This is a genomic window from Denitrificimonas caeni DSM 24390 (assembly GCF_000421765.1).
Taxonomy (GTDB): domain Bacteria; phylum Pseudomonadota; class Gammaproteobacteria; order Pseudomonadales; family Pseudomonadaceae; genus Denitrificimonas; species Denitrificimonas caeni.
Map to the genome: position 1 here is coordinate 90,243 of NZ_ATXQ01000001.1, position 14,479 is coordinate 104,721.

A 14,479-nucleotide genomic window follows, 5' to 3' on the forward strand; every position below is an offset into this window, starting at 1 on the left:
ATCAATGCTCTCCTGACAAGGCACTGAGTACCAATTGGCAGTTTTTTTGCGCATACGCATGCAGCAGCCCAGGAATATCCTCGACTTCACGTGCCTGAACGGCGACCAATAACTGGTCAAAAATACGCGTCAACTGCTCCATTTCAGCGCTCCGCTGCTTAAAAGCCAAATGATAAGTACGCCCTACTGCTGGAATAACATTGGCTAAGGCCTGCCGTAAATACGGGTTATCGACCACAGGCGTGGCCACCTCAATTACGGCGAAACAATGCTTAACAAACCCATCCACATCATTATTTTGCACACTCAACTGCATTGCTCGGCGCACCCCAACAAAAGGCAACAACTGACTTTGAGTCTGCCAACGCTGCGCCAACAAGGTGCCGAGCAATATATATAAATCGGTGCTTAAGTCATACAAATCTTGCACATTCTGCGCGGTCAGCACACGAACCTGTGCGCCACGTCGCGGATAAATATCCACCAGATAGCAACGCTGCGACAACAGCAGCGCTTCGCGCACTGAGCTACGGCTGACCTGATAGGTCTGCGCAATCGCCATTTCACGCAGCGCAAAACCACCGGCCAGTTCACCGCAAATAATACGCTGCGCCAGCGCATCAGCAATACTTCGCGTCAAACCGGCAGCATTGGGCAGCAACTTAATGGACTGATTTTTTTGATTTAAAGGCATCGGCGCAGTGTACAAGAAAGCGTCTGTCAACGCAGTGGCTTAGCTGACAAAGAAGCGGTACTGAGCAATTCATCCTTGCTATGAGCTACTAAAATTGTAGGCCGTCCATTTATGGGTGGCACGCGCGTTAAAAACACCCCAATGCATGAGCACCACAACCATAACTAAACCACCGGATTACAAGTCTATGTCACCCCTAAAGGAGTGACCTACAGGACTGCCGAACTGCTCAAATGGTAGGCCGTCCATTTATGGGCAACACACGCGTTAAGAACACCCCAATGCATGAATATTCCAAACCATGACAAAACTCAGTAGCATCCTCACGGTTTTATATGGCGGCTTGGCTGTGTAAGATTAACGCACTGATAATTCGAGAGGTTACCCATGCAAGATAATTCAATAACGCCCTGGTTAGAAGAAATCCAAGCCAACTGGTTACCTTTGCTGGTGCAATATGGCAAACATATTGTCTTTGCTCTCATCACATTAGCTATTGGATGGTGGCTAATCGGCCGTATTGTCAGCAGTCTTGGGCTCTTCATGGATAAACGTCACGCAGACCCGATGGTGACTGGCTTTTTAAGCTCTCTGCTCAACGCTTTATTACGTGTACTACTGCTGCTTAGCGTCGCCGGTATGGTTGGTATTGAAACTACTTCCTTTATCGCCTTGATCGGTGCTGCCGGTCTTGCCGTTGGTTTAGCTTTACAAGGCAGCCTCGCTAACTTTGCTGGCGGCGTGCTGATTTTGTTTTTGCGTCCCTTTCGTGCCGGTGATTACATCGAAGCGCAAGGCACGGCTGGCACCGTAGAAAGCATTATGATTTTCCACACCATCCTGCGCACAGCCGATAACAAAGTGATTATTCTGCCCAACGGCAGCTTATCCAACGGCGCTATTACCAACTACTCACGCAAACCAACCCGCCGTGTTGATATCAATGTTGGCATTGATTACACCGATGACATTAAAAAAGCGCGCAGCGTACTACTCGGCTTAGCTGCAGCCGATCAGCGCGTATTGAAAGACCCCGCAGCAGTGGTTTACCTAACCTCTTTGGGGGATAACTCAGTCAATCTGTCACTGCGGATGTGGACCAATAGCGCTGACTATTGGGGCGTCTTCTTTGAGCTGCAAGAGCAAATGAAAGAAGCCTTTGATCGTGAAGGTCTAAGCTTCCCGTTCCCACAGCGCACCGTGCATATTCAGCAGCCTGAGCAATAAATACAACGGCATTCTGCCAAGGATGGCGGTGTTATCTATGCGGGCAAGCTGCCCGCGCTCCCAAGCAAGCAACTCGCATCACCGCACTCCTTAGGTAACTCAAAACCAACCGCAATCCTTCAGCAGTAAAACCTGTATCATCTACAGTCACGCTTTCATCATCCCTATCATTTTATTCTGATTGAGCCAGCCACATGAATGCCGCCAAGCGTTATGAAATTTTTAGCCGTTTTCGCGAAGACAATCCTAAGCCCGAAACCGAACTGAACTACTCATCCTCTTTTGAGCTGCTGATCGCGGTGATTTTATCGGCGCAGGCCACTGATGTTGGCGTCAACAAAGCCACCGATAAGTTATTCCCCGTGGCTAATACGCCTGAATCCATTTATGCACTTGGCTATGATGGACTGTGTGAATACGTAAAAACCATCGGCCTCTACCCCACTAAAGCCAAAAACGTCATTGAAACTTGTCGTCTGTTGATTGAGAGACATAACAGCCAAGTTCCCGAGACTCGCGCTGAGCTCGAAGCTTTGCCTGGAGTGGGTCGTAAAACGGCTAACGTCGTTCTCAATACTGCCTTTGGGCAAGTCGCGATGGCAGTCGACACGCATATTTTCCGAGTCAGCAATCGCACCAATATCGCGCCAGGCAAGAATGTTTTAGAAGTGGAAAAGAAGCTGCTCAAGCATGTGCCAAAAGAGTTTTTACTGGATGCACACCATTGGCTGATCTTGCATGGCCGTTACGTTTGCCAAGCGCGCAAGCCACGCTGCGGCAGTTGCCGGATTGAAGATTTGTGCGAATTTAAACAGAAAACTTCTGACGATTAGTTTTATCTATCAAAAATCAAATATCTATTCAAAAAATGATTTTTACCAAATCGTATTTTATGGTTATAAGGTGCGCCAACGGAAACACCCGTCTGCGAGGCTCTAATCATGAGTAAAGAAGATTTAGAAATAGATGACGATTTTGTTGCTGAAGACAGCGAAGAAGTCGAAGAAGATACACCGGTAGAAACAGCAAAAACCAATCTCGCCAAGCGTCGCATGATCGATAACATGCTTGAAGAGCGCCGCTTGCGTAAGCAAATGGCAGAGTACGACTTCGACCTGGATTAACCCCCGTAGGAGCGGGCCATGCCCGCGAACCAAACCAGCACCTTTGTTCGCGGGCATGGCCCGCGACAATCGCTAACTCGCACAGCACCGCCACCACAGCCACAGTGCAAACCACCTATACCGCGATTGCAGCGCAAAACCCATCGAGGGTATGACCCTCTCCTACAGAAAACCAGCCCAACATACCGATCCCGCTCCTACAGAAAACCAGCCCAACATACCGATCCCGCCCCGTAGGAGCGGGCCATGCCCGCGAACCAAACCAGCACCTTTGCACTAGCGCGACTCTGAGCAACCCCAACCCTGTGATGCAAACCACAGCGCATCACACTTCACATTTGCTTTTTAACTGTTCTAGTCTTTACTCAATGTGTCTTGATTAAGAGAACAGCATGCTATGCATACACTTCCAAAAATATTGCATCACGGCGCTAAAAACGGTGTGACGGGTTCATGCCATCAATTGATTATTGATGATAAAAACAGTTTATTGATTGATTGCGGTCTGTTTCAAGGTGCCGAGACCTCTGCAGAAGGCCAAGCCAGTAGCGATCAATTAAGCATTGAGTTTGATATTTCTACGGTTAAAGCCCTGATTGTCACCCACGTGCACATTGATCATGTCGGACGCATTCCCTATTTACTCGCGGCCGGCTTTACTGGACCGATCATCTGCAGCGAACCCTCAGCCAAACTGCTGCCGATTGTCCTTGAAGACGCCTTTAAACTTGGCGTTAGTCGCGATCAGCATCTGGTTGAGCAATACATCAAGCTCATCGCCAGTCGTATTATCGCCCTGCCCTATAACCGTTGGCTGCCGATGCTAAAAACACCACAGGTGAGTATTCGCCTACAACGCGCGGGGCATATTTTAGGCTCAGCCTATGTCGAACTCGATGTGCAAGAGCCAACCTCAGACACCAAACAGCGGGTTATTTTTTCTGGCGACCTTGGCGCACCCTATGCACCGATTTTATCCGCGCCAAAACCTGCCTATCGCGCCGATCTAGTGATTTTAGAAAGCACCTATGGTGACCGCCAGCATCACAGCCGTCGTGATCGTCGTCAGCGCTTACAGAGCGTCATTGAACATGCCTTACGTGATCAAGGCACAGTGTTGATTCCAGCCTTCAGTATTGGTCGCACCCAAGAGCTGCTCTACGAACTGGAAGACATTATCCACCGCAATCAATGCCAAACCTGCCTGACCAGCAGCGCACAAATGTTAAATGAGCAGTCAACGCACGCCCACAGCAGCACCTGGCAGGACATTCCGATTATTTTAGACTCACCCTTAGCCAGTCGCTTTACTCAGGTCTATAGCGAACTACAAAGCTTCTGGGACAAAGAAGCGCAGCAGCGAGTCAATAAAGGTCGCAATCCTCTGGCTTTTAAACAATTGATTACCGTTGACGATCACCGCGACCATCAGCGCATGGTGCAGCACTTAGCTGATACTAAACGTCCGGCCATTGTTATTGCGGGCGGCGGCATGTGCAGCGGTGGCCGCATCGTCAACTATCTCGAAGCCATGCTCGATGAATCGCGCCACAATGTGCTGTTTGTCGGCTATCAGGCGCAAGGCACGCTGGGCAACTTGATTCAGAAATATGGCCCACGCGGCGGTTATGTCGATATCAACCACAAACGTATTGATATCCGCGCAGAAATTAGCACGCTCGCTGGTTACTCCGCGCATGCCGATCAAGCCAGCTTGCTGCGCTTTATCACTGGAATGCGCAAGTGGCCTAAACAAGTGCGTTTAATCCATGGTGAAGCGCAGGCTAAATCAGCCTTGCAAGATAAAATCCGCCATGCTTTTGCCCAGTGTCAGCATCCGGGCGAAGTTATCATTCCTAGTTAATTCTGTGGTCCTGTGGCTTTTCGTCACAGCGTCCATTGACCTAGGTCAAGTCATAACAGCTGGGCTTCTTGAATACTGCAAATGACGCGCTTGCATTGCAATGACCATAAACCTTCCCGGGTACGTGTCTTTTTTGTAATGTGCAGCGCGTCGTTTAACCCTCTAGCGCTACATCTTGATAACAGTATCCTCAAGGTACTGATACTTGTGCGTCTTGATTGCTATCAAGGCGCATTTTTTTGTGCCATGCAAAACTCACATCCTATGCATTGGGAAGCGGAGGTTTAGCATGTCCCGCGCGCAAACACCGATAATCTATTCTTGCTCAGGTTGCTCAAACGTCGCGCAACTGGCGAACACGCTCGCTGTGCGCCTCGATCGCGCAGGATTGGCCGAAATGTCCTGTATTGCCGGCGTCGGCGGCGATGTCAAAGCTCTGGTTAAAAAAGCACAAAGCCCACGCCCCATCATCGTGATTGATGGCTGCCACTTACATTGCGCCAAAGCCTGCCTCAGCCGCCACGATGTAGAAGCCGATGTGCATGTCACCTTAAGTGATTATGGATTGCGTAAACGCTACGGAGAGGACTGCTCGACAGAAGAAGCCGATCGGTTATTTGATGAGTTCACTGAGATTATTGCCAGTGATAGGCTAAGCCAGAAAGCTTAAAGACAGATATCACCAGAGAGACATAAATGTATCAAACCGCAGCATCTAAACTGCGGCTTGATACTTTACAGCGGGTTAGTTAACGCCAGCAGTCGTTGTTATCACTTCTACTACCGCTACTACCTCTTACACCTAAAGCATCCAAGGTTAGTGTTGCGCATTTTGCATCATTAAACTGATTGTTCGCCGTCAAGGTATATCCACCATCATCTGCAACCTTAGCAATGGCCAATGTGTATTTACTGGTAGCAGACCTTGTTGGGCTAGATAAGCCCAATTTGGCGATATCAGCAATAGCAGTCACATACACATTATTCTGCGCAAAATAACGCTCTTGGCGCGCCGCAACATCACTTAAAAAAGCCTGCCCCTCAGTGCGATTGCCACGTTTCACGTACTCGTCATAACTGGGATAGGCAATCGCTGCCAGAATCCCAATAATGGCAACAACGATCATCACTTCAATGAGGGTGAAGCCTTGCTGGACTGCTTTCATCGCTGCGCGCCTCCTGCTTCAGTTGTATCTGAAATATTTTTGAGATTTTGCTCCACTTCGGTGACTGACTGCGGGTACAAATACAACGAATTAATACGGTTATAAGGTGTGCCAACAATACCGCTAAAACCAACGAGATAGCCTGGCTTAAGCTTTAGAATCGCGCTAACGTCCTCGATCTGTACAGTATTTGGCAGACTGTATAAAGTCTCATTAACGTTAATCACATTTTTTCCAAGCTGCACACTTTGCACAATGCCAATATCTTCAAAGGTATTAACCTGAGCACTTGCAGTGAAGCTGGCGGCGCTAAGCACCACCGCAACAGAGAGTAGTATTTTTTTCATGTTATTGTCCCTCAACTACGCGCCAGCTTTGGCGGCCAATACTGGCTGGGTCAGGTGTAATTTCATTACAGGCTGCACCAGTGCACAATTCAAATTTCTTATCAGGACGTTGACCAATACTTAAACCACCTTCACCATCCATTTTAATCGCGGTAATAACCGTAGAGGGATCACCTGTACTGCGGAAGTCATTCCAAGCATGGTGTGAAGTACGTCCGCCGGTTGCAGGATTAATCGCATAAGACCAGTTTTCCACACCTGAAGCACATGGATCGGCATTTGGCACAAGTGATTGGAAATACAAGGTCTGACCGAACTGCAGCATATCGGCAACGATCATCTCTTTACTTAAGGCCAAGTCAAAATACCAGCCTGCTTTTAAACCCGCCCCACCAGCCTCACTAGTTGACCAAGTGCCGTCAGCTGACTGCTTAGCCCAAGGCACTTGCGTGTCACTCAGTAATCGCGCGTCTTTACCATTTAACACAGCGTGCTTGCCAGCATCCATTGTTTGAGCATGCAATTGACCGCGTGTAACCGATGAAAAAGGAAAGCCGCTTTTACCCGCTGAACGAGCTACCTTTGTGGTTGGGTCCCAAACACCGTAAATACTTTGTGAAGAGTCAGTTAAACCGTTTTGATCTGTCTCTGCATAAAAACGTCCAGTGCCGACAACAATAATGTAGCCATTGCTGGTTGGGTGACGAACGATTGAAGGCGCAGCAGTAATCGGCTGACGATTACCACTTCCATCTTTTGCTACAAACAATGCATCGCCTGCAAAAGATGTCTGAAACGTAACTGATTCGCCAGCGCGCGGAGCCTTAGTACGCAAGAACGGGTTATTAGCATCCGCACTCGGTGGCGCCAAGTCGAAACGCCAGACGTTACCTTGCAAGTCACCACTATAAGCGTAGTCAGCAATACCATCGCCATTGATATCTGCCAGCTTAGGTGTGGACATGCCGTTAGGTAGTCCAACCGCTCCTTCAACGACGAGATCTTTACTAAGAGTTCCTTTCTCAATATCAATAATCAATAACGCAGCCTTACCACTCTCACTGCCTGTTGCAGCATAACCATTACCCACAACAGCAGCCCACTTACCATTGTGTAAACGAGCAATGGTGGGTTGTGAGAAGGTATAACCCAACTTAGCTTCATAGCTATTGGCGGCCAACTTATCCTCATTGAACTCCCAGAGCAATGTAATATCATCTGGATTAGTCACATCCAGAGCAAACATACCTTTTCCGCCGGCACCTAAGGTACCAACTAACACGGTACGCCATTTATTGTTAATAAACACATCGGCTACGACGGGTGAACCATCAACAAAATACTGGTGCACAGCTTCGCCATAGCCTTTGCCTGTTAACTTATGCAAGTTTTGGAAAACAGCAGTAGGTACAAAAGCAAACTTTTCTTCACCGGTATTGGCATCAAAGCCATGCAACATACCGTCGTTGGCACCGACATACACCATAGGTTTGCGATTCTTGTGTGCAGTGACAAAGTCTTCGTATTTTTGATCGACTCCTTCAATGCGATTGGCATGCCCTGTTAAATAACGCGCGCCACGTACAGTAATAGGCTTAGAGTTAACAATATCGCCTAACACTGAATCGCGCTTACGGAAGGTAGTGACTTCTTTAGTGCGATCGCCACGTAAAAATTCAATTCGAGCAGCGCCTAAAGTATCAACGTTGTCACCGCGGTCAGGGTCACGATTTAAGGCTGTTTTTTGCGCTGTAGATAAGTTCGACCACTCAAATATTTTTAACCCCCCACCATCTTTAGCCATCATGATTTTACGACCAGTGCCCCTAGCATCCAGTAACTCTTTTGCACTCCAGATTTGAGAGCTTGTTACATTACCATCCGCATCCAGCGTCTTCATGGTGGCAGTTAAGTTGCCAGCCCAATTTTGGTCGGCAGCATAAGAAGCTTGATAGGCGTAGCCGGTACCATCATCACCCACACCAGAGTTGATTGCTGGGCTCGAGCCGGTAGTACTACGGCCACTGATGCGTTCAAGAATCTGCTGGAAGGCTTGAACTAATGCGTCCGGGCTGTCAGCACTAAAGAACTCACCGCGCGAGTTAATCGCAGCATGCCATAAATCGTAAATGGTCGACGCTGTATTCGCATTAATATCAGGCCATGATAAGCCGTTTGAACCGAGCGCTTTTAGCTCCTCAATATTAGCAAAGGTTGGACTAAGTTCGTCACCGTTCCAGGTAGGCGCGTTTTGAGTACCATTAGCTATACTCTTAGTAAGCGAGTTAGATAAACCTAAGCCCACAGTAAAGTTAACCATATGCTGCCAAGTTGCGGGATTATTACGCGGGTCCCAATAATCACTACTAGCATCACCGGTTTTAATTGGCATATAGGGGGCAATCTTGTTATCCAAATCAGTTCTTAAATCATTTGCCCAATAAAAAAACGCACTGTCTGCTAAAGTTTTAGCAGTATTGGTAGTTGTGCGCCCATCCCAATAAGGTGCTTTAACACCAGTGTATGCAGTGCCATCTGGAAGTGTTTTTGCAGTACTATCCGCATTAGCTTTATCATTATCACGACCGTTCCACATACCATCTGTCATTAAGACATGGTAGTTGGCACGGCACACTGCTTTATCACTAGTCTCTCCTTTGACAAATTCACCAGCACGGTACATCGCCTGGTGCAATGGTGTTCCACCGCTAGCAGGGAAAGTATCAATCCACTTAAAAAAGTTAACCCTATGCGCTCCGGTGAAGCGATCCATTTTATTACTATTACAATTTCCGCTACTAGAATTAGAGCCCATATTACAACTGTTTAGTGCGCCCCAAGTTAAGCGCACATTATCAGGCATAGTATAAAAAGCTAAGTTAGCGGAAGACCGAGTAGCTAAGTTTCTATTTCTATAAAATGAATACCAAATTGCAAAATTCTTTTTCTGAGCATCGGTTTCTACTTTCTTATATGTATAGCAGCTATTAGCATTAGAAACCGCAGGAGCATCTGGGCACGCACCAGAAACATTATATTCAAAATAGTGTGCATGCGTGTTGCCATTGTCATTATTGCATTGACCTGATGTATAAACACCACTAGGACAGCTAGTAGAGCCAGTATTATTACTCCACATTACTCTGTATTTTGTTTCTAGATTAGTTTTAGGGCTAGTTGGTGAGAACCCAACAACAGGGGCGCTTGTAAAACTATAATCAGTACCATAAACATAGTCTTTTACAACGACTTGACCACCACTAAAACTTATTTTTTTAGGAGTTCTATACGTAACATCCGGCGAGTAATACATCGGGTTAAAGGTATTAGACCTTCCTGCTCGATTAGCTGAGTTTCCAGAAATGGCGTCAGGCGCATAAGACCAGGCCATCGAACCAGAATCATCCAAGGTGACCAGCAAGTTTGGTGGAACGCCTTCTGTTAAGGATAATGGCTTTTGTGAGGGATATTGAATGTCGGCTGCTTGCACCGTAAATGATGCGCTAAGAACACCAGCACACAACAGTCCTGAGAATGCTGTTTTACTTACACTCTGATAAATATTTAAATATTTCATAGCTGGTTCCTTCAATTATTTAGGCCAACGTAGATGTTTGCAGTGCTTGACTGTACAGCTAACTCATCATTAGCTTGGCCATTCACTAAGTAAAAATAGGTACCGCGACCTTCTAACACAGCTCCGTATTCAGCATTGACTGCTTCACTTTCAGCCGCATCAGCAGTGATCAGGTATGTATTCCAGAAAGACTTACGCTTGTCCTCAGATTCGTACTTTCTAGAGGTATTAGCGTCTAAGCCGATATAAGGCATCCACGCCAGTACTTTATTAGCGGTCACGCCAGCACCATCAAGAACCTGATAGTTCGCTGCGTAGTCAGGATATGCTTCAAAAAAATCTAAAGGCTCAAGATAAAACTTACGCTGCATGGTGCGCGTATCAGTCACATTGCCCGCAGTCATTTCTTTTAATAAACAGGGCTTATTTAAACCATTTGTTTGCAGGGTATTGCTGGTTTTACAGTTCTCACCGTTAAATTCTAATTTATCGCGTAAAAAAGCAGGACCATAAAAACGAAACTCGCCTTCACGTAAGGCTGCTTCAGCCACATCATGTAAGCGCTGTGTTTCGGCACGACTGGCGGTAATGCGCGACTCCAAGGTTACCCCACGCATATTTGTAACGGCTAACACCGTTAAGACCAACAACATCACCAGTGCGACAACTAGCACGGCGCCCTGCTGTTGTTGAGCTGCTTTAAAATTCCTCATGGCATTACGTTCCTCAAGGTTTGTGTGCTACTGGACAGCTGATAGATGCGCTTTTTATCACCTGTTTCAATGCGTGTTTTATTGGTGCCGTCTGTGACCGTTGCTACCCAATCGGTATACACTTTAGAATCGCTATCACGCTGATTGATACGACTGCTTAATAACATCGAATAACGCACAGCACGCACCAAACCCACAGCAGTGTCTGCCCACGGATTAGTTTTTAGTTTTTTCTCAAACAAATCACCTTCGCCTGTTGCAAACTCAAAGCGCATATCAGCAACGCCATCCAACAACTCTTCAAAGGCTGGTGCGGTGCCAGTTACATTTTTGCATTGTAGTGAGCCTTTATTCAGCTCAGCATCAGGTACAAATTTAATCGCTAACACAATCAACTCTTCAGGTGCAGTTTTAACAAAAGGGTTATCAATTTTCGTTCCTGTAATTTTTTTAATAGCATTACCTTGGCAGTCTAGCTCTGTAGCCGCTGCAGGCTGATAGCGCAGACACAGGCCGACTTCTTTGGTGCTTGCAGCCGGTTTAAAGTCAGCAATAACAGCACCTTGAGCAAAAGCACCGCAGTCAGTTGTTGCCGGCTTTACTGGAAATGCATCTTCAAGTAATTGATCCGGAGCGCGGCGGTAACCTGCTTTATTTAGCCAAGCGTTTAAGGTGAACTCAGCAAAGCGGGTGTTTTCTTGGTTATTGGCTTGGCTTTGCTGAAAGACATAGTTGCGTTTATTCGCGATATAAATCTCAGTAATGCCAAGAATCAGAAAACTACTGATTGCCAGTGCCACCAACAACTCAACCATCGACAAACCGCGCTGGCGGGTGACTCTTAACATCATCATAATTCCACCCTTGTAGTGTATGTGCAGATGTCTGAATTGGAATTCGGGCCACAAACCTTCTCTTTACTGCGCCAAGCCAGCTGAATCGCCATTGTCGAACCGCTATAACTGCTACCGGCACACACTGGCTTACCAGTTGTGTCGAGTTTATAGCTTGGGCAAACCATAAAAGAGCCGGCAATCGTTGCATCACTAGCGGCTGGCAATAAAGCTTGTGCTTTTTTTAACCAACAACCGGCTTGATGCTTAGCTGTTTGAGCGCGACCTGCTTTGCAGTCAGCTACGGTGAAGTCAAATGCTCCACTGGCTTTATAAAATGCAGAGGTATCCGCTAGTTGGCTGTACATTGGCTCTAAGGGTGGCTTTTTAACAAATATTACATCGCGATTGGCTCGCATGATTTCCACTAACTCATTAGTCAATGCAATAGCTGTATTACGGTTCACCGCATCTTGCGTATATTGAATGCTCTTACTTTGCAGCGCGACCATGCCCAAAATCCCTATTGTGGTTAGAACAATGGTGATCAGCACTTCAATTAAGCTGAAACCTTGGCTATTTTTTTTCATACTGAGCCTCATGGTGCGCAAGTGGTGAGTTTGGCGGAGTCGTCTTTGTAACCACGCGCATACATTTTGACGACTCCGCTCGATTTAACTTCGAGCAAATAGCCATTAGCAAAATCAGTATCACGGCAGACAGTTACTTTAGCCGCAGGAGAAGCCATACCATTTGCGGTAAAGATGAGCTTTAAATTATTCGGATTAGTCAGCGGTTTCGCTTGCGCGGTATTAAACTCAAGCTTGCGCTCTGCTGTGCCACCCTGCGGCTTGACTTCCCATGCTGTGGTTGTGGTGTCCACTTCATAGGCTTTCCGAGTCATAGCCGCTTGCCCGCGCGCATATTGCAAAAGGGTTTTCAGCTCATCGGCTTTGGCTTGCACCTGATTGTTCCGGATAAACTGTACAAAGTTTGGCACGGCAATGGTGGCAACAATGGCCAATAACGCGACAGTGATCATCAGTTCCACGAGGGTAAACCCGCGCATGTCTTTTAATCGTGACATGGTGTACTCCATACGAATTCGTGAGTGAAGCATGCATAAGCCTTGACGCGCTGTCACTGCACACTGGATAACTGGTTTAAACCAAGAGACAAGCGGTTAAGCGTTACGACAAAACGTGACATCGCACACATTTTCTCGTATACCGACCAAAGCAAGGTGATATCAAAACAATGGCTCATTTAATGATCCAGCTCACTTTACTAACGCAACGACTCTCTACAATGACGATCCTTATGCGCACCAGCGAGTCAATTATTAACACTTATACGCTCTAAGTTATGCGCCCCATAAATAGCTGCACTTCGACTCAAGGTAATAAAAATAATGTCGAAAATCTTAGGCTTTCTTTCTCAACGCTTAACGTCTTTACTTCCTGACGAATTAAAAACTGGGGAGCTCTGGCAGTTGCTATCACCGCGGCAGCATCCTTTGCTACTGAGCCAACGCCGCGCCACTATGATCGTTAATCGCGTACGTTTATTTGCTATGCTATTTGCCGTGTTGACTCCTCTATGGGGAATCATCGACATCATGGTATTCAGCTCAGAGCTGTGGATTAAACTGGCAATTTTACGTCTACTAACCAGTGTCGCGTTTGCCGCGTTGCTTTTGCTGTACCGTCCGACCGGCAGTTTGCTTGACGCTTATCGCGCCATGGCGATTTTATTTATTATTCCTACTTTATTTTATATCGCTTCACACTCATTACTTTCAGGCCATCAACTCAATAACTTATCCGCAGCAGTCGCAACAGGTTATGCCTTTTTACCTTTTGTGCTAATGGCCGGTTTAGCTATCTTTCCTCTTAGTCTTGCGGAAAACGCATTACTAGTAAGCGTTTTATTAGTGGCGCAAGGCTTAGCCGGCTATTTAAGCTGGTCAACTTTAAACTGGCCATCATTTGCTGGGGGCTTCTGGTTGTTAATCTTGATTGCTGGAGTGACTGCGCTAGCCAGTGTCAGCCAGCTCGCCTTTATGATTACCTTGGTACGCCAAGCGATTCATGATCCGTTGACAGGTGTTTTTTCTCGTCGCAGTGGCGAGGAGATACTAAGCATGCAGTGGTCAGCAGCACAACGCAATGAAAGTCATTTGGCCCTGGCTTTTATCGATTTAGATCACTTTAAAAACATCAACGACAATTTTGGCCACGAGGCTGGTGATAAAGTACTACGGAATTTTGCGACACACCTTAGTAAAACTTTGCGCGGTTCCGATAGCTTACTGCGCTGGGGTGGTGAAGAGTTTTTACTGTTAATGCCCAATACCAGCTTAGAAGAAGCACGCTTTGCTCTAGATCGTATGCAATCAAATGGACTCGGTCTGCGTCCTGACGGCCAACCATTAACCGCAAGCATTGGATTGAGTGAGCGAACTCATGATAAATCACAAAGTTATCAACAGATGCTGGAGCTGGCAGATAAGCGCATGTATTTAGCTAAGCAAGCAGGTCGTGATCAAATATGCACAGATGATGAGCTTAATCTGCACCATGTTTAGGATGACTAAGTCAGATATGCAACAGCTGCCAATTGATGCGAACACGACTTGCTGTTATATTCCACGCACTGCCAAAAGCAGTCAGATATTGCTAACGCTAAAAGAAGTTAAAACAAAACGTTTGCATCGTCTGGAGTAAAATTTTACAGGTCACAGACCACCTCGCTAAGCAACATACGACTTAGCCAAAGCTGTACTGAAACATAATCCGCGAACGCACAATTGCGCTCGTATTTTTATAAACCCGCTCACGAATACACCGAGCGGCACCCGATTTACCAAGGGAAATGTGTAGGGTGGAGATGCATAGTAGATTGACCTGCGTAGCTACGCGCTTTGATTCAGAC

General features: G+C 46.8%; 15 protein-coding genes. 6 read left to right on the forward strand and 9 right to left on the reverse strand.

The window, feature by feature from the left end; all coding sequences use genetic code 11:
• Nucleotide 1: 1 nt before the first annotated feature.
• Nucleotides 2-694, reverse strand: coding sequence for a GntR family transcriptional regulator (locus H591_RS0100385; protein ID WP_156853092.1), 693 nt, complete (start codon nucleotides 692-694; stop codon nucleotides 2-4).
• A 387-nt stretch (nucleotides 695-1,081) separates the two neighbouring features.
• Between H591_RS0100385 and H591_RS0100390 the strand changes: the two genes are divergently transcribed.
• From H591_RS0100390 to H591_RS0100410, 5 genes are all read left to right on the forward strand, one after another.
• Entirely contained in the window at nucleotides 1,082-1,921 is an 840-nt protein-coding gene (locus H591_RS0100390; protein WP_022964959.1) for a mechanosensitive ion channel family protein, read from the forward strand.
• Between the two features lie 194 nt (nucleotides 1,922-2,115).
• Entirely contained in the window at nucleotides 2,116-2,754 is a 639-nt protein-coding gene (gene nth / locus H591_RS0100395) for an endonuclease III (RefSeq protein WP_022964960.1), read from the forward strand.
• Between the two features lie 108 nt (nucleotides 2,755-2,862).
• Complete coding sequence (locus H591_RS0100400; RefSeq protein ID WP_022964961.1) at nucleotides 2,863-3,045, forward strand: PA3496 family putative envelope integrity protein; 183 nt, start codon at nucleotides 2,863-2,865, stop codon at nucleotides 3,043-3,045.
• A 397-nt stretch (nucleotides 3,046-3,442) separates the two neighbouring features.
• On the forward strand, nucleotides 3,443-4,909 hold the full coding sequence (locus H591_RS0100405) for an MBL fold metallo-hydrolase RNA specificity domain-containing protein (RefSeq protein ID WP_022964962.1): 1,467 nt from the start codon (nucleotides 3,443-3,445) through the stop codon (nucleotides 4,907-4,909).
• Between the two features lie 289 nt (nucleotides 4,910-5,198).
• A complete protein-coding gene (locus tag H591_RS0100410) occupies nucleotides 5,199-5,579 on the forward strand; it encodes a putative zinc-binding protein (RefSeq protein ID WP_022964963.1) in 381 nt (126 codons plus the stop codon).
• A gap of 79 nt (nucleotides 5,580-5,658) precedes the next feature.
• On the opposite strand, the gene H591_RS0100415 is transcribed toward H591_RS0100410, so the two are convergent.
• Genes H591_RS0100415 through H591_RS16205 form a run of 8 tightly spaced genes read right to left on the reverse strand, consistent with a single transcriptional unit; the run spans nucleotide 5,659 to nucleotide 12,811 of the window.
• A complete protein-coding gene (locus H591_RS0100415; protein ID WP_022964964.1) occupies nucleotides 5,659-6,075 on the reverse strand; it encodes a type IV pilin protein in 417 nt (138 codons plus the stop codon).
• Complete coding sequence (locus tag H591_RS0100420; RefSeq protein WP_022964965.1) at nucleotides 6,072-6,422, reverse strand: PilY2 family type 4a fimbrial biogenesis protein; 351 nt, start codon at nucleotides 6,420-6,422, stop codon at nucleotides 6,072-6,074. The genes H591_RS0100415 and H591_RS0100420 overlap by 4 nt, the downstream gene beginning before the upstream one ends.
• Nucleotide 6,423: 1 nt before the next feature.
• Complete coding sequence (locus H591_RS14530) at nucleotides 6,424-9,999, reverse strand: pilus assembly protein (protein ID WP_022964966.1); 3,576 nt, start codon at nucleotides 9,997-9,999, stop codon at nucleotides 6,424-6,426.
• An 11-nt stretch (nucleotides 10,000-10,010) separates the two neighbouring features.
• A complete protein-coding gene (locus tag H591_RS0100430; protein WP_022964967.1) occupies nucleotides 10,011-10,712 on the reverse strand; it encodes a PilX N-terminal domain-containing pilus assembly protein in 702 nt (233 codons plus the stop codon).
• The gene (locus tag H591_RS0100435) at nucleotides 10,709-11,566 is read right to left on the reverse strand and encodes a PilW family protein (RefSeq protein ID WP_051145751.1); all 858 of its coding nucleotides are present in this window, start codon (nucleotides 11,564-11,566) and stop codon (nucleotides 10,709-10,711) included. Before H591_RS0100435 ends, H591_RS0100430 begins: the two co-directional genes overlap by 4 nt.
• Nucleotides 11,563-12,135, reverse strand: coding sequence for a type IV pilus modification protein PilV (gene pilV, locus H591_RS0100440; protein ID WP_022964969.1), 573 nt, complete (start codon nucleotides 12,133-12,135; stop codon nucleotides 11,563-11,565). Before pilV ends, H591_RS0100435 begins: the two co-directional genes overlap by 4 nt.
• A gap of 8 nt (nucleotides 12,136-12,143) precedes the next feature.
• Nucleotides 12,144-12,632, reverse strand: a complete 489-nt coding sequence (locus H591_RS0100445; RefSeq protein WP_022964970.1) for a GspH/FimT family pseudopilin — start codon at nucleotides 12,630-12,632, stop codon at nucleotides 12,144-12,146.
• 53 nt (nucleotides 12,633-12,685) lie between these two features.
• Nucleotides 12,686-12,811, reverse strand: a complete 126-nt coding sequence (locus H591_RS16205; RefSeq protein ID WP_269746503.1) for a hypothetical protein — start codon at nucleotides 12,809-12,811, stop codon at nucleotides 12,686-12,688.
• A 145-nt stretch (nucleotides 12,812-12,956) separates the two neighbouring features.
• Here H591_RS16205 and H591_RS0100450 point away from each other — a divergent pair, with 145 nt between their 5' ends.
• Complete coding sequence (locus tag H591_RS0100450) at nucleotides 12,957-14,132, forward strand: GGDEF domain-containing protein (RefSeq protein WP_022964971.1); 1,176 nt, start codon at nucleotides 12,957-12,959, stop codon at nucleotides 14,130-14,132.
• The last annotated feature ends 347 nt before the right edge of the window (nucleotides 14,133-14,479 follow it).

Coding starts and splice junctions, on each gene's coding strand:
- H591_RS0100405 (WP_022964962.1), top strand. CDS start 3,443: ATGCATACACTTCCAAAAATATTGCATCACGGCGCTAAAAACGGTGTG.
- pilV (WP_022964969.1), bottom strand. CDS start 12,135: ATGAAAAAAAATAGCCAAGGTTTCAGCTTAATTGAAGTGCTGATCACC.
- H591_RS0100410 (WP_022964963.1), top strand. CDS start 5,199: ATGTCCCGCGCGCAAACACCGATAATCTATTCTTGCTCAGGTTGCTCA.
- H591_RS0100450 (WP_022964971.1), top strand. CDS start 12,957: ATGTCGAAAATCTTAGGCTTTCTTTCTCAACGCTTAACGTCTTTACTT.
- nth (WP_022964960.1), top strand. CDS start 2,116: ATGAATGCCGCCAAGCGTTATGAAATTTTTAGCCGTTTTCGCGAAGAC.
- H591_RS16205 (WP_269746503.1), bottom strand. CDS start 12,811: ATGAGCCATTGTTTTGATATCACCTTGCTTTGGTCGGTATACGAGAAA.
- H591_RS0100435 (WP_051145751.1), bottom strand. CDS start 11,566: ATGATGATGTTAAGAGTCACCCGCCAGCGCGGTTTGTCGATGGTTGAG.
- H591_RS0100415 (WP_022964964.1), bottom strand. CDS start 6,075: ATGAAAGCAGTCCAGCAAGGCTTCACCCTCATTGAAGTGATGATCGTT.
- H591_RS0100420 (WP_022964965.1), bottom strand. CDS start 6,422: ATGAAAAAAATACTACTCTCTGTTGCGGTGGTGCTTAGCGCCGCCAGC.
- H591_RS0100400 (WP_022964961.1), top strand. CDS start 2,863: ATGAGTAAAGAAGATTTAGAAATAGATGACGATTTTGTTGCTGAAGAC.
- H591_RS0100385 (WP_156853092.1), bottom strand. CDS start 694: ATGCCTTTAAATCAAAAAAATCAGTCCATTAAGTTGCTGCCCAATGCT.
- H591_RS0100445 (WP_022964970.1), bottom strand. CDS start 12,632: ATGTCACGATTAAAAGACATGCGCGGGTTTACCCTCGTGGAACTGATG.
- H591_RS0100430 (WP_022964967.1), bottom strand. CDS start 10,712: ATGAGGAATTTTAAAGCAGCTCAACAACAGCAGGGCGCCGTGCTAGTT.
- H591_RS0100390 (WP_022964959.1), top strand. CDS start 1,082: ATGCAAGATAATTCAATAACGCCCTGGTTAGAAGAAATCCAAGCCAAC.
- H591_RS14530 (WP_022964966.1), bottom strand. CDS start 9,999: ATGAAATATTTAAATATTTATCAGAGTGTAAGTAAAACAGCATTCTCA.